The sequence below is a fragment of the Streptomyces sp. NPDC037100 genome, assembly GCF_055606225.1.
In genome coordinates, this window is the sequence record NZ_JBVJSX010000003.1 from 352,136 (window position 1) to 377,796 (window position 25,661).

Annotated in this window: 21 protein-coding genes; 13 read left to right on the forward strand and 8 right to left on the reverse strand. The window is 72.3% G+C overall.

The window, feature by feature from the left end; translation table 11 throughout:
• Positions 1-30: 30 nt before the first annotated feature.
• The 3 genes from ACZ7EG_RS11645 to ACZ7EG_RS11655 all read right to left on the reverse strand — a co-directional run bounded on the left by ACZ7EG_RS11645 (position 31) and on the right by ACZ7EG_RS11655 (position 3,857).
• Positions 31-1,755 (reverse strand): AMP-binding protein, encoded by a 1,725-nt coding sequence (locus ACZ7EG_RS11645; RefSeq protein ID WP_471075705.1) that lies wholly within the window; start codon positions 1,753-1,755, stop codon positions 31-33.
• Positions 1,756-1,785: 30 nt separating this feature from the next.
• The gene (locus tag ACZ7EG_RS11650; protein ID WP_471075708.1) at positions 1,786-3,051 is read right to left on the reverse strand and encodes an MFS transporter; all 1,266 of its coding nucleotides are present in this window, start codon (positions 3,049-3,051) and stop codon (positions 1,786-1,788) included.
• A gap of 107 nt (positions 3,052-3,158) precedes the next feature.
• Positions 3,159-3,857 (reverse strand): 4'-phosphopantetheinyl transferase family protein, encoded by a 699-nt coding sequence (locus ACZ7EG_RS11655; protein WP_471075711.1) that lies wholly within the window; start codon positions 3,855-3,857, stop codon positions 3,159-3,161.
• A gap of 280 nt (positions 3,858-4,137) precedes the next feature.
• Here ACZ7EG_RS11655 and ACZ7EG_RS11660 point away from each other — a divergent pair, with 280 nt between their 5' ends.
• From ACZ7EG_RS11660 to ACZ7EG_RS11700, 9 genes are all read left to right on the forward strand, one after another.
• Positions 4,138-5,583, forward strand: a complete 1,446-nt coding sequence (locus ACZ7EG_RS11660) for an MFS transporter (protein WP_471075714.1) — start codon at positions 4,138-4,140, stop codon at positions 5,581-5,583.
• On the forward strand, positions 5,580-7,136 hold the full coding sequence (locus tag ACZ7EG_RS11665) for a glycogen synthase (protein ID WP_471075717.1): 1,557 nt from the start codon (positions 5,580-5,582) through the stop codon (positions 7,134-7,136). The genes ACZ7EG_RS11660 and ACZ7EG_RS11665 overlap by 4 nt, the downstream gene beginning before the upstream one ends.
• 28 nt (positions 7,137-7,164) lie before the next feature.
• Positions 7,165-8,286, forward strand: coding sequence for an XdhC family protein (locus tag ACZ7EG_RS11670; RefSeq protein ID WP_471075720.1), 1,122 nt, complete (start codon positions 7,165-7,167; stop codon positions 8,284-8,286).
• A gap of 111 nt (positions 8,287-8,397) precedes the next feature.
• Positions 8,398-9,636, forward strand: coding sequence for an aspartate aminotransferase family protein (locus ACZ7EG_RS11675; RefSeq protein WP_471075723.1), 1,239 nt, complete (start codon positions 8,398-8,400; stop codon positions 9,634-9,636).
• 4 nt (positions 9,637-9,640) lie between these two features.
• Positions 9,641-10,711: a zinc-dependent alcohol dehydrogenase gene (locus tag ACZ7EG_RS11680; protein WP_471075726.1), complete on the forward strand. Its 1,071-nt coding sequence runs from the start codon at positions 9,641-9,643 to the stop codon at positions 10,709-10,711.
• Complete coding sequence (locus tag ACZ7EG_RS11685; RefSeq protein ID WP_471075729.1) at positions 10,708-11,880, forward strand: glycosyltransferase family 2 protein; 1,173 nt, start codon at positions 10,708-10,710, stop codon at positions 11,878-11,880. The genes ACZ7EG_RS11680 and ACZ7EG_RS11685 overlap by 4 nt, the downstream gene beginning before the upstream one ends.
• A gap of 37 nt (positions 11,881-11,917) precedes the next feature.
• Positions 11,918-12,487 (forward strand): DUF1349 domain-containing protein, encoded by a 570-nt coding sequence (locus tag ACZ7EG_RS11690; protein ID WP_471075732.1) that lies wholly within the window; start codon positions 11,918-11,920, stop codon positions 12,485-12,487.
• Positions 12,480-13,877 (forward strand): MATE family efflux transporter, encoded by a 1,398-nt coding sequence (locus tag ACZ7EG_RS11695; RefSeq protein WP_471075735.1) that lies wholly within the window; start codon positions 12,480-12,482, stop codon positions 13,875-13,877. Before ACZ7EG_RS11690 ends, ACZ7EG_RS11695 begins: the two co-directional genes overlap by 8 nt.
• A gap of 31 nt (positions 13,878-13,908) precedes the next feature.
• Positions 13,909-14,697, forward strand: a complete 789-nt coding sequence (locus tag ACZ7EG_RS11700; protein WP_471075738.1) for an inositol monophosphatase family protein — start codon at positions 13,909-13,911, stop codon at positions 14,695-14,697.
• Between the two features lie 52 nt (positions 14,698-14,749).
• On the opposite strand, the gene ACZ7EG_RS11705 is transcribed toward ACZ7EG_RS11700, so the two are convergent.
• The 3 genes from ACZ7EG_RS11705 to ACZ7EG_RS11715 all read right to left on the reverse strand — a co-directional run bounded on the left by ACZ7EG_RS11705 (position 14,750) and on the right by ACZ7EG_RS11715 (position 18,509).
• Positions 14,750-15,283 carry a winged helix-turn-helix transcriptional regulator gene (locus tag ACZ7EG_RS11705; RefSeq protein ID WP_471075741.1) on the reverse strand — a complete coding sequence of 178 codons (534 nt, stop codon included), beginning with the start codon at positions 15,281-15,283 and terminating at the stop codon, positions 14,750-14,752.
• Between the two features lie 68 nt (positions 15,284-15,351).
• Entirely contained in the window at positions 15,352-17,790 is a 2,439-nt protein-coding gene (locus tag ACZ7EG_RS11710; RefSeq protein ID WP_471075744.1) for an FtsX-like permease family protein, read from the reverse strand.
• Positions 17,784-18,509 (reverse strand): ABC transporter ATP-binding protein, encoded by a 726-nt coding sequence (locus tag ACZ7EG_RS11715; protein WP_471075747.1) that lies wholly within the window; start codon positions 18,507-18,509, stop codon positions 17,784-17,786. Before ACZ7EG_RS11715 ends, ACZ7EG_RS11710 begins: the two co-directional genes overlap by 7 nt.
• Positions 18,510-18,666: 157 nt before the next feature.
• On the opposite strand from ACZ7EG_RS11715, the gene ACZ7EG_RS11720 reads away from it, so the two are divergent.
• The 3 genes from ACZ7EG_RS11720 (at position 18,667) to ACZ7EG_RS11730 (ending at position 22,291) form a co-directional block, all read left to right on the forward strand.
• Complete coding sequence (locus ACZ7EG_RS11720; protein ID WP_471075750.1) at positions 18,667-19,938, forward strand: sensor histidine kinase; 1,272 nt, start codon at positions 18,667-18,669, stop codon at positions 19,936-19,938.
• A complete protein-coding gene (locus ACZ7EG_RS11725; protein WP_471075753.1) occupies positions 19,922-20,587 on the forward strand; it encodes a response regulator in 666 nt (221 codons plus the stop codon). Before ACZ7EG_RS11720 ends, ACZ7EG_RS11725 begins: the two co-directional genes overlap by 17 nt.
• A gap of 411 nt (positions 20,588-20,998) precedes the next feature.
• Entirely contained in the window at positions 20,999-22,291 is a 1,293-nt protein-coding gene (locus ACZ7EG_RS11730; RefSeq protein ID WP_471075756.1) for a cytochrome P450 family protein, read from the forward strand.
• Here ACZ7EG_RS11730 and ACZ7EG_RS11735 read toward each other — a convergent pair whose 3' ends face one another.
• The gene (locus ACZ7EG_RS11735) at positions 22,292-23,215 is read right to left on the reverse strand and encodes an NAD-dependent epimerase/dehydratase family protein (RefSeq protein ID WP_471075759.1); all 924 of its coding nucleotides are present in this window, start codon (positions 23,213-23,215) and stop codon (positions 22,292-22,294) included.
• Positions 23,216-23,303: 88 nt separating this feature from the next.
• Positions 23,304-24,701 (reverse strand): ScbA/BarX family gamma-butyrolactone biosynthesis protein, encoded by a 1,398-nt coding sequence (locus tag ACZ7EG_RS11740; RefSeq protein WP_471075764.1) that lies wholly within the window; start codon positions 24,699-24,701, stop codon positions 23,304-23,306.
• A 157-nt stretch (positions 24,702-24,858) separates the two neighbouring features.
• On the opposite strand from ACZ7EG_RS11740, the gene ACZ7EG_RS11745 reads away from it, so the two are divergent.
• Positions 24,859-25,560 carry a ScbR family autoregulator-binding transcription factor gene (locus ACZ7EG_RS11745; RefSeq protein WP_471075767.1) on the forward strand — a complete coding sequence of 234 codons (702 nt, stop codon included), beginning with the start codon at positions 24,859-24,861 and terminating at the stop codon, positions 25,558-25,560.
• Positions 25,561-25,661: the final 101 nt, after the last annotated feature.

Genomic DNA, 25,661 nt, shown 5'->3' on the forward strand with positions numbered 1-25,661 from the left:
CCTTCGTGAGTGGGGCGGTGCGGTCGTGCGTCAGGGGACCCGGCTCGCCGGTACGGGCGTCCGGGGTGGGGCGGCTGTGGCCGGTGCATCGCAGGGGGCGGGTGCGCACACCGTGCCCAGCCGGCCGGCGAGGTGGGCCTCCCACATCGCCCGGCGCCGCGGTTTCGCGCTGGAGGTGCGCAGCACGGTGCCGCGCGGGCCGGTCACCACGACCACCTGGACGCCGGGTGCCCGGCGCCGCAGCAGCTCCGTCAGCTCCGTGACCCACGGCCCGGGGCGGCGCTCGACGACCGCCACCGCGGTGTCCACGCCGCGGTCCGTGCCCAGCAGGACGGCGGCACCGGCCGTCCGCAGCGACGGCAGTTCCGCCAGGCACGCCTCCAGGTCCTCAGCGAACACCGTGGTTCCCCGGCACTTGATGCTGTCACCGAGGCGTCCGACCACGTAGAGGTCGCCGTCGTGCAGAAAACCCGAGTCGCCGGTGCGGAACTGGCGTCCGCTGAAGCCACCGCGCCCGGGTTGGTCCCGACCGCCGTCGGTGTATCCGTCGGCCACCGATGGACCGGACACCACGATCTCGCCGACGTGTTCCTCGGGCAGCGGTCGGCCGAGCCGGTCGGTGATCACTACCCTGCCGCCGGTCACCACGGGGCGGCCGCACGAGACGAGGGGTACCGCGCGGTCTGCGTCGCCGGCCGCCCGGATCCGGTGGCCGACGGTCAGCGAGTCACGGTCGGCGAGCAGCCTGCGCGGTTCCTCGGCGAGCGGCGATCCGGTGACGGCGAGCGTCGCCTCCGCGAGACCGTACGCGGGCAGCAGCGCCCTGGACGCGAAGCCGTGGGGGGCGAGCAGGGCGGCGAACTCCGTCAGCACCTGTGGCGCGATGCGTTCGGCGCCCACGATGACGGCCCGCCACGCGGCGAAGTCCATGCCGTCGAGCGCCTCTTGAGACACCCGCCGGGTGACGTGCCGGAGCCCGAAGGCGGGGGACGCGGTGAGCCTGGCGCCCCGTGTGCCGAAGCAGCGCAGCCACTCGGCGGGGGAGCGCAGGAAGTCCTCGGGGCGCATGACCCACAGGTCGCCACAACTCGACACCGGGGTCAGCAGGCAACCGATCAGCCCCATGTCGTGGTGGAACGGCAACCAGGACGCCGTGGCGTCCTCCGCTCCCATCCCCAGCCAGCGGCGGATGCCCCGGAGGTTCGCGGCCAGGGCCCCGGCCGACACCGCCACGGCCTTGGCCGGGCCGGACGACCCGGAGGTGAACTGTACGAGGGCCCGGTCCGCGGAGGGGCGTGTCACCTGGCGTCCGCCCGGGGCCGCGGCCAACTCCCCCATGGTGACCGCGAGTACCCCCGGCCGGTGCCCGAAGGTGTCCGCCGCCCGGAACGCGTCGGCCCACTCCGGGCGCGTGACCACGACGGACGGCCGCACGGCCGCGAACATCCGCTCGGTACGGCGCCGGTGGTCCTGCCGGTCCTCGAACAGGGCCGGGGGAGCGTACGGGCTGAAGGCGGCGCCGACGGCCGTCGCAGCAAGGACGGCCGCCACGAACTCGGGTGCCGAACCGGTGGCCACGACGACGACGTCCCCGGGAACCACTCCCTCCTCCCGCAGCCGGTCGGACAGGGCGAACGCGGCCCCCGCCAGTGCGGGGTAGGGATGGAAGTCCCAGCCGCCGCGTCCGTCATAGAACCTGATGCCGCGTCGGGGGTCGGGGTCGGTGAGGGGGGTCAGCAAGGGGTGGCCGGTCATGGCACGCAGCTCCAGTCGGCGTCCGGTGGGTCAGCTGCCCGTGCGGACCGGGGGGTCGGCGGGCTTGGCGAGCGCGGCCAGCGGTGCCGTGCGCACGGCTTTGTTGGCCGAGGTGAGGACCGCCAGGACCACCATCCACGCCGAGAGCAGGAGGACGACCCGGTCGGCGCCGAGTGCGGTGATGAGCATGCCGCTGAGCAGCGTTCCCAGGGACAGGGCGCCCGTGGTCAGCGTGGACTTGGCGCTGCTGACCCGGCCGCGCAGCTCGTCCGGGGTGATGGCCATCCGGTAGGTCGACATGGCCACCGCGTACACGGGCGCCACCAGGGACTCGACCGCCGCGACGACGCCCAGTGCCGTGGGGTTGGGGGCGACCGCGTACAGCGGGAAGCCCAGGGCCTCCACCCAGAGCATCGTCACCGCGATCTTCCCGAGCGGGTAGCGCTTGACGATGCGGTCCGACACGAGCGCGCCGAGCAGAGCACCGACTGCGGCACCGCTGAAGATCAACCCGATCTCCACGGAGGAGGCCCCGAGCTGCTGGGCGAGGATGACGATCACCAGATAGCCCGCCCCGTACCGGAGGTTGTCGGCGGCGCTCGTCAGGGTCAGGAACCGGATCACCGGCTGATGCCACAGCCAGGTCAGTCCCAGGCGGATCTCCGCGGTCAACCGGGGCGGCTTCCCGGTGCGCCGCTCCTGCTGGAAGTCGCGCCGGATGAGCCGCAGGCTCGCCGCGGACACCAGGAAGGACACCGCGTTCAGGGCGAACGGCAGGACCCGGCTGAGGGAGTACATCGCTCCCGCCGCGACGGCCCCGAAGATGCGGACGGTGTTGTTGACCGTCTCCGTGTAGCCGAGCGCGGTCGACAGCTGGCTCCTGTCGACGACATTGGGCAGGGCGGCGCTGTTCGCCGACAGGAACAGGGTGCTGAGCACGCCGTTGAGCGCGGCGACCAGGTAGAGGTGGGGCAGCGTGAGCCGGTCGAGGGCCAGCGCGAGGGCCACCGTCCCGATGAGCACGGCGCGCCCGGACTCGCACCAGATCATGGTGGCCTTGCGCGGCCAGCGATCGGCCAGCGCCCCGCCGACCAGACCGAACAGCAGGAACGACGCGGTGCCCAGACTGGTGACCACACCGGCCTGGGTCGCGGAGCCCGAGACGGCCAGGACGACGAGGGGGAGGGCGAAGAACTGGGCCTGGTCGCCGACGAAGGAGACGACCTGCCCGCTGAGCAGCAGACGGAAGTCCCGGTTGCGCCAGACCGAGGACGTACCGGGACCGGGCTCGGCCATCGGTGCATGCCCCTTTCGGGAGTCTCATCGGAAGAGGGGTGGTCAACGGCCGGTGACCGTAGCCGGGCGCCGGACCGTCCGACAAGGAACGTCGTGAGCAGGGGTGTTCAACCGCGGCCGGGCCGCAGTTGGCCGGCACCGGAGGCGCGGCGCCGGGTCACTGCGGTGACCACCAGTCCGTGGCCCACGCGCCAGTGCCCCGCGAAACTTCTCGGGGCCCCGTCCGGGGCCGGGGTGAGGAGGATGTCCGCGGTGAACGTGCCGTCCCGGTACAGCGTGACCTCGGCGTCCGGAAAGCCGAGCCACGAGCGCGTCACCGGGAACCACGCCTTGTAGACGGACTCCTTGGCGCTGAACAGCACCCGGTCCCAGCAGATCCGGGGCGAGGCCCGCCTCAGCAGCCGCAGTCTCCTGCGCTCGGCGGCGAGCGTCACCTCCGGGAGCACGCGGGGCGGCAGCGGCCGGTGGGGCTCGGCGTCGATGCCGAGGACGGCGAGGGGCCGGGCGTGGGCGACCGCGGCCGCCCGGTAGCCGGGGCAGTGCGTGAGGCTGCCGATCACTCCGGACGGCCAGACAGGTGCCCGGAGTTCGTCGTTGAGCACGGGCTCCGGCGGCAGCCCCAGTCGGGCCAGCGCGCGGTGGGCGCAGTCGCGTGTGGTGGCGAACTCCCTTCGTCTGCTGGACACGGAGTTCGCCACGGCTGCCTCCTCCTGGGGGAAGAGCAGCGTGTGCCCGGCGTCGCCGAATGATTCCGTTCCCACCGCGCCCGGCGGCAGGACGTCCTTCAGCAGTGACGATCGTTCCATGGAGCGCACAGGATCGGCGATGCGCGGGTCCTTGGCCAGCCACCGCTCACCCGGGCCTTCTCAGTCCGGCGATCACCGGTCTTGCGAAAAAAACAAACGTTCTGTTTGATGAGGCTCCCGGTTGGCGGACGATCCCCTCCGGCCTCCCCCGTGGCGCGGGCCACCGCGCCGGGGTCGCCCGCCCCGGCGCTCTTCCTCCCTTTCCCGCTCGCCCGCCGACGGGTTCGCCTGCCCCTTCCTGTCCGTCGTCGCCCTGCCGCGCCTATTCGCGAGGAACCACGTGTCACTGACAGAGAACCGCTTCAGCCCGCCCTGGGCTCCAAGACCGTCGGCCGGCCGTGCCACGAACCCCGCGGCGGCCCTGGCGCTGCTGGTGAGCAGCCACTTCATGCTCAACCTGGACTCGGCGATCGTGGAGGTCGCCCTGCCCACCATCAAGAACTCGCTGGGCGTGGGGCTCTCCGAGCTGTCCTGGGTGGTCAACGCCTATGTCCTGGCGTTCGGCGGCTTCCTGCTGCTCGGTGGCCGGCTGGGGGACATCCTCGGGCGCCGCCGGATGTTCACCGGCGGGCTGGTGCTGTTCGCCCTCGCCTCGCTGCTCGGAGGCCTCGCCACCGTCCCGGAGCTGGTCGTCGTCGCTCGCGGTGCGCAGGGGCTCGCCGCCGCGGTCATCTCACCGGCCGCACTCTCGCTGCTCGTGCAGATCTTCCCCAACGGCACGCCCGCCGAGCGGGCCCGGCGCAACAAGGCCCTCGGCACTCTGGGCGCCGTCGCCGCCACCGGAGGATCCGCCGGTTACTTCCTCGGCGGCCTCCTGACGGACACGCTGGGCTGGGAGTCGACCTTCCTCGTCAACGTTCCGCTCGCGGCGGGCGCCGCCCTGTGCGCGGGGCGCCTGCTGCCCCGCGACAGGCCCGGCACGCGGCCGGCCCGCATCGACCTGGTGAGCGCGCTCACCGGCTGCACCGGCATGACGCTCCTGGTGTACACGCTTCTCGGTGCGGACGCCGCCGGGGCGTTCAGCCCGCGCACCCTCGGCTTCGGCGCGCTCGCCCTGGTTCTGCTGTGCCTCTTCGTGCTCCGTCAGCAGCGCAGCCCTGACCCGCTGTTCCCGCTGCGCATCCTGCGGCACTCCGCCGTGCGCGGCGCCAACGCCGTGGCCGCCCTGATCAACATGGCGATCGGTCCGGTCATCTTCTTCCTCAGCCTCTACATCCAGCAGACGCTCGCCTACTCGCCGTTCGCCGCCGGCATCGCCATCCTGCCGATCGTCGTTTCGATCACCGTGGCCTCGAGCCTGGCCGGCCGGCTCCTGGGCCGGCACGGTCAGCGCGCCGTCGCCGTCACCGGCCTCACCCTGTTCGCATTGGGCCTCCTCTGGCTCTCCCAGGTCTCCGGAGACGCCTACTGGACGCAGGTGCTCGGTCCCGAGTGCCTCATCGGTTTCGGCGGCGGCCTCGTCTTCGTCACCTTCACCGTGTGCGGCACCAGCGGCCCGGACGAGCGCGACTCGGGTGCTGCCTCCGGTGTGCTGACGACCTCTCAGAAGATCGGCAGCGCCACCGGCCTGGCCGTGCTCACCGGTGTCGCGTCGGTTGCCCCGGGCGGCACCTCGTCCCCCTCCGGCTACGGCTCCGTGTTCCTCGTCGCCGCGGTGCCGGTGCTGCTCGCCGTGGCGGCGAGCGTCCGATGGATCCCGTCCCGTTCCGAGCAGGAAGGCAGGTGAATGCCGTGAAGTGTCTGTTCATCACTCAGGAGTACGCCCCTCTCTTCGCCGAAGGCGGACTCGCCCTGACCAGCAACGCCCTCCCCACGGCGCTGCACGCCCGGCACGGCGTCGAGCACGATCTCGTACTGCCCTACTACCCGTGGCTGGTGGAACGGCACGGCCTGCGCACCGAGGTGGTGTGCCGGCTGCCGGAAATGGAGGTCGCGGGCCGGCGGGCGGCGGCTTCGGTGGTACGGCTGCTCGACCCGGGCGCTCCCTGCCCCGTCTACCTCGTGCGGTGCGATGCCTGGTACGCGCGGAACGGCATCTACTGCGACGACGACTACGTGCCCTTCACCGACGAGGGCGAGCGCGCCGCCTTCTTCGGCGCCTGCGTGGCCGCATGGGTCCGGCGGGACGGGCGCGGCTACGACCTCGTCCACGGCAACGACTGGCAGTCGGGTGCCGCCCTCGCCGCGCTGCGGGCCCAGGACCGGGACCTGCCCATCCTGCTGACCGTGCACAACGGCATGTACCAGGGCAGCCTGAGGGGGACCGCGCCGGACCGGCTCGCGCTTCCCGAGTACGCGGTGCGGCTCCTGGACCGGTTCGGCGCCGACGATCCGAGCCTGCTGCTGCTCGGTCTGCTGTCCGCGGACTCCGTCGCGACGTGCAGCCCCGGCTACGCACGTGAGATGACCCACGAGTTCAGCGGCACCCCGGTGGGCGCCGCGCTGGCACAGGCGCGCACACGAGGCATCGTGTTCGGCGTCGACCTGCGGGTGTGGGACCCGGCCGCCGAGGGCCGCTCCACCGTGCCGTACGGAACGGTCGACGTCCACACCGGCAAGGCGCGTAACAAAGAGGCACTCCAACGCCGGCTGGGTCTCGAGCCCGACGCGGACATCCCGGTGATCGGGGTGTGTTCACGTCTGGTGCACGCGAAGGGGACGGACCTCCTGCTGGCGGCCCTCGCCCCGCTGACCCGGGCCGGCCTGGCACAACTGGCCCTGGTCGGCCCGGCCACGGCCGAACTGCGGCCGGCGCTGGCCCGGATGATCGAGCAGTCCCCCGGGAACGTCGCGCACCTGCCCGGGTTCGACCAGGACGCGGCCTGGCTGGTCTACGCCGGTTCCGACTTCACGATCATGCCGTCGCGGACCGAGCCCTGCGGGCTCAACCAGCTCATCTCCTACCGCTACGGCACCCTTCCCCTCGTGAGCCCGGTGGGCGGGTTGCGCGACACCGTCGTGGACCTGCGTACCGACCCCGAGCACGGCACGGGCATGTTCATCCCACGCCACACGGTGGACAGCGTCCGGGACACCGTGTGCGAGGCCCTCGCCTGGCGGACCGAGTGGCCCGACGCTTTCGCCGCGGCCCGGCTGCGGGTGATGAACCAGGACTGGTCGTGGAACCGGACCGCCGACCACTACGCGGAGCTCTACCGCTCCCTGACGGCACGCCACGCGCAGGCGCCCGCCGCGGGCACCCGTCGTCCGCTGCGCCGCGTCGTCGCCCACAGCGGTTCCGAACTCCTCGCCACGGCCGGGCCGGTGAGCGCTTCGTGACGCCGGCACCGCGGACGAGGAGCACGGCATGCTGACACTCGCCGCCGAGCTGCGCCGATGGCGTGCGGAGGGACGGGACTTCGCCGTGGCGACCGTCATCGCGACGCAGGGCAGCGCGCCCCGGGAGCCCGGAGCGGCCCTCGCCGTGGACCGGGACGGGCAGGTGATCGGCTCCGTGTCAGGAGGCTGCGTGGAGGCCGCGGTCTACGACCTGTGCCGACAGGCCCTGGCGGACGACACCGGCACCACGGCTCGCTTCGGCTACAGCGCCGCCGACGCCTTCGAGGTCGGCCTCACCTGCGGTGGCTCGATCGACGTGCTGGTCACACCGATGACCGGGGGGCGGCAGGCGCACGTTCTGGACACGGCATTGGACGCCGTCGACGCGGGTGACCCCGTGGCGCTGGTCCGTGCCACGGATCCCGCGCCGGGCGCGTCGGGCGGCGGCCTCCTCGCGGTGCGCCCCGACGGGTCGTACCACGGCTCGCTCGGCGGCACGCCGACCCGGGAGGGCGCCGTCGCCGAAGAGGCCGCCGCACTGCTCTCCGCCGGCCGCACCCGCCTGCTGGGCGCGGACACCGACAGCCGTGCCGCCGGCCGGCTGTTCGTCGAGACCTCGGTGCCCGCACCGCGGCTCATCGTGTTCGGCGCGACGGACATCGCTGCCGCGGTGGTGCGCATCGGTGCCTTCCTGGGTTACCGGGTCACGGTGTGCGACGCACGACCGGCGTTCGCCACCGCGGCCCGCTTCCCCGAGGCGGACGACATCGTCGTGGAATGGCCGCACACCTACCTCGCGCGGACCGAGGTGGACGGGCGCACCGCACTGTGCGTGCTGACCCACGACCCGAAGTTCGACATCCCGCTGCTGTCGGTGGCGCTGCGCATGCCCGTCGCCTACGTGGGTGCGATGGGATCGCGCCGCACCCATGAGGAACGCGTGACCCACCTGCGCGGGGAGGGCGTGGACGAGGCGGCCCTCGCCCGGCTCCGCTCCCCTGTCGGCCTGCACCTCGGCGGACGAACTCCCGAGGAGATCGCCGTCTCCGTCGCCGCGGAACTGGTCGCGGTGCGCAGGGGCGGCAGCGGCCTTCCGCTCAGCGGACTCTCCGGGCCCCTCCACGGCCCGCGGGAGACCGTGACGCTGTGAACCGGGGCCGGCCGCTCCGTCCGGCCGGCGCCGAGCCCTGGTACCCGACGGCTCGCAGTTCCCCAGACACCCGGCCGCCGGCCGGTATCGCCCAGAAGTTCGGAGGACGCCGTGACATCGACTGCAGAAACAGCACTCGTCCCGCTGGAGTCCCATGTGGGCAGAGGCGTTCACCTCTACATCGACGGCAGGAAGTACCTCGACTGCGCGTCGGGGACCTTCAACCTCTCCCTGGGATACGCCCTCCCCGAGGTGACCGACGCACTCCACGCCCAGCTGGACCGGTGCGCCCACCTTTCATCCGAACTGACCAGACCCAAGTCCCGCGAGATCTTCGGGCTGCTGCGCCCGTACCTGCCCGATCACATCGAGAGCTACTGGTTCCGGGACCTCATCGGGTCGACCGCCAACGAATGCGCCGTCCGCATCGCCCAGAAGGCGACGGGCAGGACGGACGTCGTCTCGCTGTTCCTCTCCCACCACGGTCAGAGCATCACGGCCACCGGGATGTCCGGAAACGCCTTCCGGCAGCGGAGCTTCACCCTGCCGTTCGCCGGGTCGCTGAAGATACCCGCCCCCGACTGCGCCAACTGCTTCTACCGGCAGACACCGGACAGTTGCGGGATGCTGTGCGCGAGGCGTCTGGACGACTTCGTCGAATTCGCGTCGAGCGGCCGGGTGGCCGCCCTCATCGTCGAGCCCGTCCTCGGCAACGGCGGCAACATCACACCTCCGGCCGGGTACTTTTCCGTGCTGCGGGAGATCTGCGACCGTCACGGCATCCTCGTCATCGCGGACGAGGTGCAGACCGGCTTCGGCAGGACCGGCACTTTCTTCGCCTCCACCGGGTTCGCCAAGGACCTCAGGCCGGACATCATCACCTTCGCCAAGGGAGCGGGCGGCGTGGGAATTCCCGTTGCCGGCGTCCTGATGCGCAAGGAACTGGACGTCCTCGAACCCTGGGAGCACTCCACCACCTCCGGGGCGAACCCGCTGGCCCTGGTCGCCCTGGAAGCCACGGTCAAGTACATCAGGGACCACGACGTCCTGGACAACGTGGCCCTCGCGTCCAAGCTCCTCAAGGACGGGCTCGACGAACTCGCCGCGGACTTCGCCTGCGTCGGCGAGGTCAAGGGCCTCGGCCTGATGCTCGGCTTCGACCTGCCTTCGTCCGCCGCCGTGTCGCGGTTCATCGCGATCGCCCGGGACAACGGCCTGCTCGTCCGCGGAAGCCGGTACGGGTTCGGCCGAACGATCAAGGTCAGGCCCGCCCTCACCGTCTCGGAGGACGAAGTGCACGACGTCCTCCGCACCCTGCGAAAGTCCCTCGAACAACTGGAAAGCGAGTGACCCCGTGCGCGCTCTGAAGTACCACGGTGCCTGGAACGTCTCCCTCGAAGAGGTACCCGACCTGCACGCCACCGGCCCCGACGACGTCGTCGTCGACATCAAGTACTGCGGCATCTGCGGCACGGACCTCGGCATCGTCGCGGGGTCCTACCCGATCGCCGTCCCCGGAGTCACCCTCGGACACGAGGCCACGGGCGTGGTCGCCGAGTGCGGGCCCGCCGTCACCGGCGTCAAGGTGGGCGACCGGGTGGTCATCAATCCCACGCCGTACTGCGGCACGTGCCGCATGTGCCGGACGCAGCGCATCAACCACTGCGCCAACAAGATGGGCACCGAGAGCGGGGTCAGCTACGACGGCGCTTTCGCCGAGCGCTTCCTGACCACGTCGGAGTTCGTCCACGTCCTGCCCGATCACGTGTCCCTCCGGGCAGCGGCCCTGACCGAGCCGCTGAGCTGCGTGCTGTCCGGCGTCCGCAAGATCCAGCCTCCGACCATGGCCGCGCACACCTATGTCTTCGGCGCGGGCCCGCTGGGGCTGCTCTACGCATGGGCGCTGAGCCTGAAGGGACTGGTGCCCGCGGTGGTCGAGACGTCGCCCGAGCGGCTGGCGTTCGCCCACGGCCGGCTTCCGCAGGGAGCCCGTGCCTACGGCTCCCTCGACGCGGCGCGGGCCGGCCACTTCGGCGATGCCGAGGCCCCGCTCGACGTCGTGGTCGACACCACCTCGGGGCTCCTGGAGGAGCTGTACCCGATGATGGCCTGCGGCGGCACCTTCATGTCGGTCGGCTTGAAGGAGAAGCGGTTCACGATCGACGGCATGCACCTCGCGGACCGCAGCCTGTCCGTGATCGGCTCGATCGACAGCCTGCACGGCTCCTTCCTGGAGGCCTTCCACCTCATCACCAGCGGCCGGATCCCGGCCGAGCGCCTCGTGAGCCACGTCGTACCGCTCGCCGACTACCAGGACGGCTTCGCCGAGCTGGGATGCGACATCGCGAACAAGTCGACGGCACCGACCCGCTCGGCCAGTTGCAAGGTCCTCCTCGACGTCACGTCCACGGGCAGCGCCGCATGAGCGAGATGAAGGTCAGCGTCGTCATCCCCTACAAGCAACGCCTGGACAACATCCGGCTCTGCTTCGAATCCCTGGCCGAACAGACCATGGACAAGACGCAGTTCGAGGTGCTGGTCGGCGCCATGGAGTACTCGAAGGAGTACATCGCCCTCTGCGACGAATTCGCCGACCGCCTCACCGTCGTCTCCGTGCTGTCCGCCAGGGAGTGGCAGATCGCGCACGCCCGGAACCTGGCCATGCGCCAGGCCTCCGGGCAGGTCATGGTCCAGCTGGACGCGGACATGGCTCTGCCGCCGCGGTTCCTGGACAACCTTTACGACAGGTATTTCGCCTACGGGCAGAAGATCTGCGTGATAGGCCAGATGATCGGCTACGACAACAACAACAGTGACGTGGACAGCGTCGAGGTCAAGCCGTTCGGGCACTACCGGGCGAGGCTGGCCGAACTCGACGCGGCCGACGAGGTCCGGATCGACATGCGGATGCACGTCGACCATGTCATCCCATGGGCGTTCGCCTGGACCGCCCTGATCGCCCTGCCCACGGCACTGGTCCGGGAGCACGACCTCTTCTTCGACGAGGACTTCCGCGGCTACGGGGTCGAGGACCTCGAGTGGGCACACCGCATCTCCGCCACGGGCACACCGCTCGTCATGGGGAAGGACGTCTACGGTATCCACCTCCCGCACACGCGCAGCGTCGCGGGCAACCGGAACACCGAGAAGCTCAACTACCGCCGTTTCGTACGCAAGTGGCCGGGGCCCGACGTGGAACTGGCCGCCGCCTTCGGTGACTTCGAGGCCAACGGCCTGGCGGTCGGCTTCCGGCGGGAACTGACGTCCGCCGTGGGCGCGGACCGTGCTCCTGCCGTGGTCGCCGGCACGGTGGACGGGGTGAGCACCCTGGTGGTCGGGGCGGTCGTCGAGCGTGGGCAGACAACCGTCCCGGTCTGCCCCGGAGTCCGTTTCGACGCCCACCCGCGCCCCGAGGTGCTCCCGATCGCCGGACTGGCCCTGCCCTTCGCCGACCGGAGTGTCGAGGTCTGTCATCTGCTGCCGCCCGTGCTGCGCCTCTCCGAGGAGTACCGCAAGACCGTGCTCGGGGAGGCCGAGCGGGTGGCCGAATCCCTGGTGTGGCCCGCCGGCGACGGGCCGGCTCCCGCCGCCTGATCCGCAGGCGGCGCCTTCGATCCGCAGGGGAGTAGCCATGTTCGACACAATGCAGTGGCTGAACGAGCCGCCGCTCTGGTCCGTGGACGACGGCACGCTCGTCGTCATCACCGGCGACCGGACGGACTTCTGGAGGGAGACCTTCTACGACTTCGTCCGCGACGACGGACACTTCTTCGGCCGGGAGGTGACCGGGGACTTCACCGCGCAGGTCACACTCTCCGGACAGTACGAGACCCTCTACGACCAGATGGGCCTGATGCTGAGAGTGAGCGAGGACGTCTGGGTCAAGACCGGCGTCGAGTTCACCGACGGGGTCCCCCACCTCAGCTGCGTGGTCACCCGGGACTTCTCCGACTGGTCCGTCGTCGCTGCTCCTGGCGTCGGCGGCGATGTCACGCTGCGAATGACCCGGCACGGCAGCGCGGTGCGGGTGGAGTACCGCACCACGGCCGGTGACTGGCAGCTGCTGCGTCTGGGATACCTGCCGATGCCCTCGACCTGTCGGGTCGGTGTCATGGCGTGCTCGCCGCAACGGGCGGGATTCAGAGGCCGGTTCCGGGACTTCACGATCGCCGGACCGATCACCCCGGATCTTCATGCCTGAGACCGACCGGCACACCACCGCCGGCCGCAGCGCGCTGCGGCTGGCCCGGAACCGGGTGTTCGTCTCCGCGCTGCTGACGACGGCGGTGCCGGTGACCCTGCAGGCCCTGATGTCGACGTCCCGCACGATGGTCGACAGCGTCCTCGTGGCCCGGCTCGGTACCGAGGAGATCGCCGCCATCGGCTACGGCAGCCGCGTCGTCTTCGTGGTCATGCTCGCCACCATGGGCATGGCCGACGGCGGTGGCGTCATCATCGCGCAGTTCTGGGGAGGCCGCGACGCGGTCAGGGCCCGGCGCGCGGCAGCCGTGACCACGGCCGTCACCCTCGGCACAGCAGCCGTCGCCTTCGTCGTCTGCCTGGTCTGGGCCGAGCCGCTGGTCGCTCTCGCCACGCAGGACGCCCAGGTGATCGACCTGGGCTCGCAGTACGTCAGGGCGGTCATCGGGATGATCGTGCCCTTCGCGGTGATCTCGTCCTTCGCGGCGGGGCTGCGGTGCACGGGCCAGGCCCGGGTGGCGGCCGTGTGCGCGCTGGTCGGCGTAGCCGTGCACCTCACCCTGGCGTACGGGCTCGTCTACGGTCGCCTGGGGCTGCCCGCGTACGGCGCCCTCGGGGCCGGGTGGGCGACGCTGATCAGCACCTGTGTGGAGGCGCTGCTGATCACGGGCTACGTGTACGCGACCCGCCACGCCATGGCCTTCCGGGTGCGGGACTGTCTTCACGGTGTGCGGGACGGCATCTCCGCGAAGATCGGACGGGTCGGAGTGCCGGTGTCCGTCAGCTCCACCTCCTGGGCGCTGGGCATCCTGGTGTACAGCATCCTGGTGGGTCGGGCGGGCACCGTGGAACTGGCCGTCCTCTCCATGGTCAACCCGCTGGAATCGTTCGCGATCGCCGTCTTCATCGGTGTCTCCACGGCGGCCGGCGTCATGGTCGGCGGCAGCCTGGGAGAACGGGACCCGCACCGGGCCTGGGACCTGAGCAGGGCGTTGCTGGTCTGGTCGGCGGGCATCGCCGCGGTGACCGGCCTGGCTCTGCTGTCGGCGTACGTCTGGCTACCGGTGCTCTACGCGGGGGTCGGACCCGCGACCCTCGACGTCGCCCGCGACACCGTGCTGGTGCTGGGGCTGGTCTTCGTATTCCGGGCGATGAACATCACCGTCCAGAACGGGCTGCTGCGCGCCGGTGGCGACACGATGTTCGTCCTCCGAACGGACATCCTCTGCCAGTGGGCGGTGGCGGTGCCGCTCACCGCCCTGACGGCGCTCGTGTGGGAAGTCCCCTTCCCGCTGGTGTTCCTCGCGGTCAACACCGAGGAGATGGCCCGCTTCCTCATCAGCGGACACAGGGTGCTCAGCCGTCGGTGGATGCGCGTCCTGGTCGATTGAAACCGGACTTCGAACAGCGGAAGGTACCTTGGTGCTCACTTCTCACGCCCCGGCCCTGCTCGATCTCGCCGAGCGCGCGGCTCGTCTGGGCGGCGGCGAACTCAGCCGGCGGAGCCGCACCTTCACCCAGGCAGGCTGCAAGTCGTCCGCCACCGACCCGGTGACGGACGCCGACCTGGCCAGCGAATCGGCCATCAGCACGCTCATCACGTCCGAGCGTCCGCAGGACGGCCTCCTCGGCGAGGAAGGCGCGGACAGGGTCTCGCGCAGCGGCCTGCGCTGGGTGGTCGATCCCCTGGACGGCACCGTCAACTACTCCTACGGCATACCGCAGTCCGCGGTGAGCATCGCGTGCCAGCAGGCGCACGGTGACGGCTGGCGGACCGTGGTGGGCGCCGTGTACGACGTCGCCCGCGACGAGATGTACACGGCGGTCCACGGTCGTGGTGCGGCGGTGAGCGGCCGCCCCGTTTCCGTCAACGACCCCGTGGAGCTCCCCACGGCTCTGGTGGCCACCGGCTTCTCGTACCGTGCCGACGCGCGGGCCCGCCAGGCCGCCGTCCTTCCGTTCCTGCTGCCCGAGATCCGTGACATCCGCAGCGGGGGAAGCGCCGCACTGGAGCTGTGCTGGGTCGCGGCCGGCCGGTACGACGCGTATTACGAAGACGAACTCGCCCTGTGGGACTGGGCCGCGGGCGCGCTGATCGTGAGCGAGGCCGGTGGCACCGTCTCCCCGCTCGACGAGGGGGTCCTGGCGGCCGGGCCTTCGCTGCACGCCGGGCTGCGGCCGCTCGTCGCCGGGGGCCGGGACGTGCGGTGAGAGGCCGACCCCAGCCGTACGACGTGGTCCGCGCCGACGGCCGTAGAAGCGCTCAGCCCTCGCCGGCCGGGGTCTCGCCCAGCGTTCTGCCCGGGGCGAAGCGTTCCCGTACGACCGGGTCGTCGAGGAGGCGGGGCGGGTAGCCGGGGCCGGTGCGGGCGCTCATGTCCCGCTGCCGCAGGGACTCGCCGCAGGCGGAGCAGACGACCCGGGCCTCGGTGTCGTGGGCGCACGGCCGGTGGTGCAGGACCACCGGGGCGCCCTCGTCGCCGGCCAGCCAGCGGTCGCCCCAGGCGTTGATCGCGGCGAGGACGCCGAAGAAGTCGCGGCCCTTGTCCGTCGGCAGGTACTCGTGGCGGACCGGGTCCCTCTGGTAGACGTGCCGCCGCAGCAGGCCCTCGGCCTCCAGGCGCCGCAGCCGGTCGGTGAGGGTGTTGCGGGCGATGCCCAGGGTGCCGATGAAGCCGTCGAAGCGGGATTCGCCGTAGAAGACCTCGCGCAGCACCAGGAGGGTCCAGGCGTCGCCCAGGATGTCTGCGGTGCGGGCGATCGAGCAGGGCCAGGTGCTGAACGAGGTCCGTCTCATGGGTCCACTGTAGAAGGCCGTCCCCTTTTTGGTCTCATGATGAGATCGACCCTTCCGGCCGGGACGGGCTATTCGCGCATTCCCGCCAGGTCCGCCGGGCGGCGGCGCAGGGCGAGGGCGGCCGGGACCGTCGCGCAGACCACGGCCGACAGGGCGCAGACGGTCGCCGTCGTGCCGAGAGCCTGCCACGGGAGGGTGACGGTGGGCCGCACCGACAGCAGGCCGAGGGCGCCCCACATGCCGGCCAGGTTGACGCCCGTGACCAGCAGGCCCAGGAGCGCACCTGCCGCGGTGGCCGTCAGGGCCTCGGCCGCGGTCAGCCGCAGCACCTGCCGGCGGGTGGCTCCGGTCAGCCGCAGCACCGCCAGGTCGCGGACCCGGTCGGAGGCCGCCATGGCCGTGGTGTTGGCCACGGAGATGCCCGTGTAGAGCAGAGCGATGCCGAGGACCAGGAAGACGCCGAGACGGGTGTTGCGGTTGGTTTCCGGCTGGGTGGCGTGGATCCACGCGTCCCGGGAGAGGACCCGGCCGCCTCCCGCACCGGCCGCCTCGCGCAGGGCGGCGGCCACGGTGCCGGGGGCGGAGCCGGCCTCGAGCGCCACCTCCACGCGGTCGACCGGGGCGCCCGGGGCGTTGCGCGGGGTGACGTAGACGCCGTTGCCGCCCGTGCCGGTGGGCATCACCGCGGCGATGCGGAGGGTGCGGGGTGTTCCGTCGCCGAGCCATACCCGCACCCGGTCGCCCACCCGGTGCCGTTGCCACTCCTCGTTGACGATGATCGAGTCGTCGTCGAGGTCGCTCGTCCTGCCCGCGTCGATCGGCAGCCGGCTGGTGGCCGCCAGGTCGGCGGGGGTCGCGGCGCGGGCCTCGGAACGGATCAGGGCCATGCCGTCCTCCAGGACGTGGACGGCCGTCGTCGACGTCGGTGAGATCCGCGCGCCCGGTACGGCACGCAGCCTGCTCAGGGTGGCGGCGTCGAAGCCCTGTCCGGCGGCCGGGGTGACGACGAAGGCGGCGGTGGTGCGCTCGCTCGTCTCGGTGGACTTCGCGTGGTTCAGGGTCGCGGTGGCGCCGAGGAGTGAGCCGGCGAGTGCGACCGTGACGAGGACGGGGGCCGCGAGGGCGGCGGTACGGCGTACTCCGGTGGCCGTGTTCTCGCGGACCAGCATGCCCACGGCCGAGGGGAGGCAGGTCAGCAGGCGGGTCAGGGGCCGCAGGACCAGGGGTGCGAGCAGGGCGGCCGCGGTGATCAGCAGCATGGGGCGGATGATGTACGTCTTGCGGTGGAGCAGGTCTGACGGGTCGGCGGTGAGGGACAGGGCCAGGGTCACGGCGGCCGTGAGCAGGAGGGCCGTGCCGCTGAGCAGGCGTCCCCGGGTCAGTGGGCCGCTGTCCGCGACCGCCTCGCGCAGGGCCTCGGTGGGGGCGGTGCGGCCGGCCCGCCAGGAGGCCGCGGTGGCTCCGCCCAGGGCGACGAGCAGGCCCGTCCAGAAGGCAGCGTGGTAGGGCCAGGTGTGCTCGCCGATGGTGAACCAGGCCGGGGCGATGCCCTCTTCGACCACCCGGGCCGCCAGCAGCGGCGCCCCGTAGGAGCCCAGCGCGCAGCCGGCGGCCGAGGCGAGGGTGCCGACGGCGAGGGCCTCGGCGAGGACGGCCCGGCGGAGCTGGGCCGGACTCGCCCCGGCGGTGCGCAGCAGGGCGAACTCCCTGCGGCGCTGGGCGACGGCGAAGGCGAAGGTCGACGCCACGACGAAGACGGACACGAAGGCGGTGACGCCACCGGCGGTGCCGAACAGGGCGTTCATCGCGGTGAGCGCCTCACGGTCCCGGCCCGGGTCGGCGTCGGCGAGGCGGCGTGCCGTGCCGGTGAGCACCTGGGCGCTGTCGCCCACCGCCGCGCGTACGGACGTCGGGTCGGCCTTCACGACCAGCTGTGCGATGGAGGGGTGCAGTTGTGCGGCGCGGGTGTCCGTGAAGAACACGGCGTTCTCGAAGCCGCGGGAGGCCAGCGTGCCGACGACGCGTACGGTGCCCGCATCGGTGCGGATGCGTTGGCCCGGGCGCGCCCAGTCGCCGGTGACGGTGACCTCGCCGGCCGTGCGGGGCGCCCGGCCGGTGGCGAGGTCGTACGGGGCGAACGCGGCGGTGGACCAGGGGTGGCCCACCAGGTCGGCGGGACCGCCCTGGGCCCCTACGGGAAACGAGCGGTCCTCGACGACCGGGCCCAGCGTCCGCAACCGCGCGACGGTCGCGGCCGGTACGGGACGCGGGTGCGCGAGCCGGGACTCCCGGATGCCGATCGGGGTCGGTACGCGCAGGGTGTCCTGGCCCTTGACCACCACCGGCGCGGCGGCGAAGCGTTCGGGGTCGCGCTCCGGGGCGGTGGCCGTCGCGGCCAGGGCCAGGCCCATCACGGTCAGCAGCGCCACGCCCAGCGAGAGCGCGACGAAGCTGCCGGTGAAGGTGGCCCAGCGGGCGCGCAGCGTGCGCAGGGTGACACTCAGCACGGCACGGCCTCCAGGCGGGTCATGCGGGTGGCGATGCGATCGGCGTCGGCGCCGGTCAGCTCCCCGCTCACGCGGCCGTCGACGAGGAAGACCACACGGTCGGCGTACGCGGCGGCCACCGGGTCGTGCGTGACCATGACGACCGTCTGGCCCTCGCGGTCGACCATGCCGCGCAGCAGGCCGAGCACATCGCGGCCGGTCCGGGTGTCCAGGGCGCCGGTCGGTTCGTCGCCGAACAGCACGTCGGGCCGGGTGATCAACGCGCGGGCCAGGGCGACGCGTTGCTGCTGGCCGCCGGAGAGCTGGGCCGGCCGGTGCCGGGCCCGGTCGGCGAGACCGACCTGTCCGAGCGCCTGGCGCACCCGGGCCGTGGGGACGCGGCGGCCGGCCAGGCGCAGGGGCAGGGCCACGTTCTGTTCGGCGGTCAGCGAGGGGAGCAGGTTGAACGCCTGGAAGACGAACCCGATGCGTTCGCGCCGCAGCAGGGTCAGCCGCCGTTCGCCGAGCCCGGTCAGTTCGGTGCCGCCCACGGCGACCGACCCGGAGGTGGGCCGGTCCAGCCCGGCCGCGCACTGGAGCAGCGTGGACTTGCCGGAGCCGGAGGGGCCCATGACGGCGGTGAAGGTCCCGGCGGGGAACGACAGGCAGACCCCGTCGAGTGCGGTCAGGGATCCGTATCTCCTGGTGACCGAGTCCAGCCGGACGGCGTCGTGTGTCATGGGTTCCCCCTGGTGTCGGTGTCGGTCTCCACGAAACCGTGCGGGGGCGGGCCGGCGCAGTGCGGCAGGACCTAGACCTGGGGTAGGGCCAGGCATACCCCAGGGCCTCCGCCTGATCCCATGGCCGCGGCCCGGAGCGGCTTCTACGGTGATCCCCATGCACCCTCGCAACGTGTGGCAGGCCATGTCCCGCCCCGGCTATCTGCTGTCGGCGTGGCCATGGCGGTCGGCCGCCTACCTGTTCACCGGCGCGCTCATCGGCGTGCTCGTGCTGGTGGGGATCGTGCTCTCGGCGGCGGCCGGCGGGGTGCTCGCACTCGCGCTGGTGGGGCTGCCGTTGCTGCTCGGGACGGCCCTGGCGGGCATTCCGGTGGCGGCCCTCGAGCGGTACCGGCTGCGGCTGGTCGACGCGGAGCGGGCGCCCGATCCGCACGAGGCGCCGCGGGAGCCGGGGCTGCGGGCCTGGCTGTCGGCGCGGTTGCGGGAGCGGGCCACCTGGCGGGAGCTGGGCCACGCCCTGCTGTTCGCGGGGCTGTTGTGGCCGGTCGACGCCGTCGCGTTCGCGGTCTTCCTGCTCGGGCCGCTCTCCGTGGTGGCGACCCCGTTGCTCCTGGCCGCCCTCGGCGAGGCGAAGGTCCTCAAGGTGTGGCTGGTCACCACCTGGCCGGCCGCAGCGGGGTGCGCCGTCCTCGGGCTGGTCCTGCTCGCGGCGGGTGCCTGGCTGCTGGGCGTCGTGGCCGGGGCCCGGGCCGGGCTGACCCGGCTGCTGATCGCGCCGCGGGAGGCCGACCTGGGAGCCCGTGTGGTCGAACTGGCCCGCTCCCGGGTGCGGTTGGTGGACGCCTTCGAGGCGGAGCGGCGGAGGATCGAGCGCGATCTGCACGACGGGGCGCAGCAGCGGCTCGTCGCCCTGACGATGACGCTCGGGCTGGCCCGCCTCGACGCCCCACCCGGTCCGCTGGCCGACCAGCTCGCCAAGGCGCACCAGGAGGCGGGCACGGCCCTCGCGGAGCTGCGCGAGCTCATCCACGGCATCCACCCCAAGGTCCTCGCCGACTACGGGCTGGAAGCGGCGGTCGCCGACGCGGCCGACCGTTCGGCCGTGCCCGTGGACGTCGACCTGGAGCTGCCCGGGCGGCTCTCCCCGGCGGTCGAGGCCGCCGCCTACTTCGTGGTGTGCGAGGCGCTCGCCAACGTGGGCAGGCACAGCGGGGCGAGCCGGGCCGAGGTGAGCGGCGGGCACCGCGACGGGCGGCTGCTGCTGCGGATACGCGACGACGGGCGCGGTGGAGCGCGGGCCGGGGAGGGCAGCGGGCTGACCGGGCTCGCCGACCGGGTGTCGGTGCTCGATGGCAGACTCTCCCTGTCCAGTCCGCCCGGCGGACCGACCCTGCTGCGTGTGGAGATCCCTTATGACCCTGCGAGTTGAGCGGCCGCTGCGCGTCGCCCTGGCGGAGGACAGCGTGCTGCTGCGGGACGGGCTCGTCGGACTGCTGGAGCGTTGCGGGCACCAGGTCGTCGCGGCCGTGGGAGACGCCGGGGCGCTGGTCGCGGCCGTCGGGGAGCACGACCCGGACGTGGTCGTGACGGATGTGCGGATGCCGCCGGACTTCCAGGACGAGGGCTTGCACGCGGCCGTACGCCTGCGCCAGGAGCGGCCCGGGCTGCCCGTGCTGGTCCTCAGCCAGTACGTGCAACGCCGGTACGCCGCCGAGCTGCTGGACTCCGGCGACGGCACGGGCGTCGGCTACCTGCTCAAGGACCGCGTCGGCCAGGTCGAGGAGTTCGTCGAGGCGCTCGGCGAGGTCGCGGACGGCGGCACGGTCGTCGACCCCGAGGTCGTACGGCAGTTGCTGCGCCGCCGCCGCGATCCGCTGGAGCGGCTCACCCCGCGCGAGCGGGAGGTGCTGGCGCTGATCGCGGAGGGCCGGTCCAACAGCGCGATCGCCCGCGAACTGGTCGTCTCCGAGGCGGCCGTGGGCAAGCACGTCTCCGGCATCCTCACCAAGCTGGACCTGCCGCCGGCCGACGCCACCCACCGCCGGGTGCTGGCCGTGCTGGCATATCTGCGCGCGTAGGAACAATCCCAAAGCCCCTGCGGGTTCGGCACGTTGTGCAAAAACCAGCGAGTTGGTTTCATTGCGTCGCCATCAGAGCCCTGCAGGGGAGCCACGGGTGACCAAACAGGAGCGGGCGGTCCGGACCCGTCTCGTGTTGATCCGGTCTGCTGTCTGGTGGGGGTGCTGGATCCGGCGGGGAGCGGTTCGGTCGAAGGCGGTTCGGAGGGGAAAGGACCGGCGGGGCGTGGGGCGCCGGCTGATCCGGGCCTTCGGGCGGAAGCTTCCTGGGGGGGGGCTCGCGCTGCGATAGTGACGTGCCATGGGCCTGCCGTGGGTGCAGCCATGGCTGAAACAAACCGGATGCCAAGTTTTTCCGGCCCGCTGATCGGACGATGGTCCCCCAGCCCCTGGACCGAGGAGCGATGAGTCATGGCAGAACAGCAGGCCTGCCCCTTCCTGTCGATCGACCCGTCCGGTCAGGACCTCTACGGCGAGATATCCCGGATCCGTGCCCGGGGGCCGGCCGTGGAGGTCGAACTCCCCGGCGGCGTACGAGCGTGGTGGATCACCGGCTTGGAGCTGAACAAGCGGCTCCTGGCCGGGCCCGAGACCAGCAAGGACGCCTACCAGCACTGGCCGGCCTGGATCAACGGGGACATCTCCCGCACCTGGCCGCTCGCCATCTGGGTCTCGGTGCGCAACATGGTCACCGCCTACGGCTCCGACCACAGCCGGCTGCGCAAGCCGATGGCCGCCGCGTTCACCAAGCGCCGCGTCGACGCGCTCATGCCGCGTGTCCAGGAGATCGTCGACCGGGCGCTGGACGCGCTGGAGCGCGTCCCGGAGGGCGAAGTCGTCGACCTGCGGGCTGCGTTCGCGGCGCCGATCCCGCACGAGGTGGTGTGCGAGCTCTTCGGCGTACCGGCCGGCGGGGACGGCCCGCGCGCGGACCTCTACCGCATCATCAACCGCTTCTTCGACACCGCCATCTCCCTGGAGGACGCCCAGGCCAACGCCGTCGACCTCTACGGCACGCTGACCGCGTTCCTCCAGCACAAACGCGAGCACCCGGCCGACGACCTGACGACGGCGCTCATCGCCGCGCGCGACGAAGGCAGCTTCAGCGAACAGGAGTTGATGGACAACCTGATCCTGCTGCTCACCGCCGGTTTCGAGACGACCGTCAACCTCATCGACAACACCGTGCACAGCCTGCTCGCCCACCCCGACCAGCTCGGCCTCGTCCGCTCCGGGCGGGCCACCTGGGAGGACGCCCTGGAGGAGTCGCTGCGCTTCGAGGCGCCGGGTGCCATGTCGGGTCTGCGCTACGCCGTGCGGGACATCGAGATCGAGCCGGGCCTGACCATCCCCGAGGGCGACCCGCTCGTGGTCTCCTTCGCCGGTGCCGGGCGCGACCCCGAGCGGCACGGGCCCGACGCCGACCGGTTCGACATCACCCGCGGCACCAGCCGCGACCACGTGTCCTTCGGCCACGGCGTGCACCACTGTCTGGGCCGGCCCCTGGCCATGGCCGAGGCGACCGTGGCCCTCAGGTCGCTGTTCGCGCGCTTCCCGCGGCTGGCCCTGGCCGATCCGGCGCATCCGCCGAAGCGGCTGCGGTCCATCATCTCCACCGGCCACGAGGAGCTTCCGGTGCTGTTGCACGGCCGGGATACCGGCCCGCGCCCGGAGAAGGGGGCCGCGGAGGCGGAGTCGGAGTGATCAGGAGACCTTCCGGCCCTGGAGGAACGCGCGGTACCAGGGCGCCGCGCGGGTGAACCCGGCCGCGAACCCCTCGCCGGGCGAGCAGTCGACAGCCTTCCAGAACGTGTCGTCCGCGAACCAGTGGTCGACCGTGAGCATGCCGAGGTGGTGAAGGGCGAGCGGTGACCCGGCGGCCCGGTCGAGGGCGGTGGCGACGTCCACGGCCGCACCGCCGCCGGGCTCCCCCAGTTCCCGGGCCACGGCCGCCAGCAGGTCCGCGACCGCCACCGGCTCGGGGTGGTTCACGTGGTGCACGCCGCCGGGCGCCGGGGAGAGCGCGGCGGCCACCACCGCACGGCCCAGGGTGTCCACGTCGATCATCGACTGGAGCGCCGCGCAGCCGGTCAGGGTGGCGGCCGACAGCTCGTTCATCAGCCACACCAGGCCGGGGATCACCCAGCGGTCGCCCTCGCCGTACACGAGGTGGGGGCGCAGCACCAGGCCGCCCGCGTCGAGGACGTACCGTTCGGCGGCGGCCCGGGTGCGGCTGGTGGGTGACGTGGGCGCGATCGGGACCTCCCCGGGGCGTACGCCGCGGAAGGGGCCCCGGCCGTGCACGGCGGCCGTACTGACGTGCACGATGCGGCGCACTCCGGCGCGCACGGCCTCCTCGACCAGGGCCCGCGTGCCGTGGTCGTTGACCGCCTCGACGGTCTCGGCGTCGCCGCCGACCCGCGTGGCGCAGTGCACCAGGACGTCGGTGTCGGCGCAGACGCCGCGCAGGGAGGGCGGGGCGCAGAGGTCGCCGTGCACGTACTCGGGTCCCTGCGGTGCGTGCCGGGACAACAGGCGTACACGGACGCCCGGTTGCCGCTGCGCCGTGACCGCGACCCGGCCGCCGACGAAGCCGCTAGCGCCCGTGATCAGAATCTTGAGCGTCACGACAGGGACCGTACCCGCACGGGCGGGGCGGAGGTCAGGGCGGCGGTGAAGACGGACTCGCCGTTCTGTCGCCCCGACACCTGCACGGTCACCTCCCCGGATCTCTCGGCGAGCACCTCGGCGACAGGGACCGTACCCGCACGGGCGGGGCGGAGGTCAGGGCGGCGGTGAAGACGGACTCGCTGTTCTGTCGCCCCGACACCCGCACGGTCACCTCCCCGGATCTCTCGGCGAGCACCTCGGTCTCGATGCGGCAGGGGGTGTGCAGTTCGGCGTACCGGGTGAAGTCGGCCGTCATCCTGCTCGGCAGGAAGGGGTGCAGGCCGGACGCGGCGGTCGCGGCCTGGCGGGCCGCCTCGAACAGGACCATGCCGGGGACGTGGTCGTTGGGCCGCGGGAAGAGGACCGGGTGGCCGGTGTCGACGCGCAGGTTCCAGACGCCGGGGCGGTCGCCGGGAGCGAGGACGACGTCCTCGGCGCGGTCCCGGCCCGCGGTGGGCGGCGCTATGCCCGCCGGGAGGGGAACCGGCCGGTCCAGGGCGTCCAACCTGCCCGCCCGCAGCCGGCGGTAGGCGCGCGGTGAGGTGCAGCCGGTGCTTCCGGTGCCGCGGGCGACGAGCCGCCCCGCGCGGCGGAACTCCATCGTGGTCCGCATGCTGTGCAGCCCGCGGCCGCGGCGGCGGACCTCGGAGCACACGACGTCGAACTCGACCGGTTCGGCGGCGTCCGCCAGCAGCAGCGCGGCCGGGTCGACACGGACCGTCATGTCCCACATGACGAAGTGCGTGTCGGCCGGGGCACCGAACTCGGCGTGCGCCAGCACCATCGAGGCCTGCCGCAACGTTTCGCCCACGATCATCGGGTCCTGATGGCGGTCGTCCACGGGGCCGAAGAAGGGGTGGGCGGCCGGCCAGTGCGCGGTGAAGCGGAAGCGACTGTCGGAGATTCGGGTCCACCGGGCGGGGAAGACGTCCGTCTCAGTGGTGCGATGGGCGAGTTCCTTGGTGACGACGGCTGCGGTGTGGGAGTGGGGGGCGGAGCGTTCCGTGACGGGGGAGGGCGGCGCGGGTTCCTGGGCGACGTCGGCCGAGGCCGGGGCTGCCTCCGCGGTGGTGGCCGGGGCTGCGGGTGCCTCGGGCGCCGGAGCCGACGGTTCCTCGATGACGGGTGTGGAGGGTAGCTCGATGACCGGTGCGGACGGTTCCGGTTCCTCGATGACCGGTGCCGACGATCGCTCGATGGCCGTGTCCGCGGCCGGGGCCGCGGGTGCCTCGGTGGCCGGTGCCGGTGCCGGTGCCGGTGCCGGTGGTGCGGTTGCGTCGGCGGTGGTGGCCGATGCTTCCGCGGCGGGGTGGGGTGGGGCGATCCCCCGGGGGGCGGTGGCCTGTGGCGGATTCTCGACGGTCGTAGCGCTTCCGTTTGCCGGACGGCCCTCGCGTCCGGTCTGATCCTCCGTGAGGGCGCTTAAAGGCCCTGTCTGCGGCATGAGAACCCCCAGCTCGGCTGCCTGGCCGCGGTCGACGCTTGACTAAGATACGGACGAACCGGTTTTTTTCAAAGGGTGATCCAAGCCCTGGAACAGGCTCTCGCGCCCTCGCCACACAGCGACTTCACAGGGATCGACGGAGATCAGGAGGCATCCGATGGCGCGACAGGAGCGCGCGATCCGCACCCGGCGGACCATCCTGGAGGCGGCAGCGGCCGTCTTCGACGAACGCGGCTACACCTCGGCGACCATCGGCGAGATCCTGGACCGGGCCGGCGTCACCAAGGGCGCGCTGTACTTCCACTTCGGTTCCAAGGAGGAACTGGCGGTGGGGGTGTTCGAGGAGCAGCTCGCGATCACGCTCCCGCCGCAGTCCAGCAAGCTCCAGGAACTCGTCGACTCCGGTCTGGTGATGGCCCGTCGGCTGCGGTCCGAACCGCTGGTACGGGCCAGTGTGGGGCTCGCCCTCGACCAGGGGGCCATGGACCTCGACCGCACCCCGGCCTTCCGGATGTGGATCGACCAGAACACACAGCTGCTGACCGAGGCGAAGGCGCGGGGCGAGCTGCTCCAGCACGTCGACGTGGCGGAGACGGCGGAGCTGCTGGTCGGCAGCTTCTCCGGGGTGCAGCTGCTGTCCCAGCTGCGCTGCCAGCGGCAGGATCTGGAGCGCCGTGTCGTCGTGCTGTTCGAGCACTTCCTGCCCAGCATCACCGTGCCGGCGGTGCTGGCCAGGCTCGACATCTCGGTGAAGAGGGCCGAGCGGGTGCTGGCGCAGGTCCTGACGGAGGAGGTGGCGGCGGCCGTGCCGGCGCAGGCCTCCGAGCCCGCCCAGGCCCCCGTGTCCTCGAGGACGTAGCCACAGTCGTACGGGCCCGGCGTGGGTGTCCACAGCGGTGGAGTCGTCCACAGGGTCTGACGCGTTTCGGCCACCGGTTGTACGGTCGGAACGTGTTGATG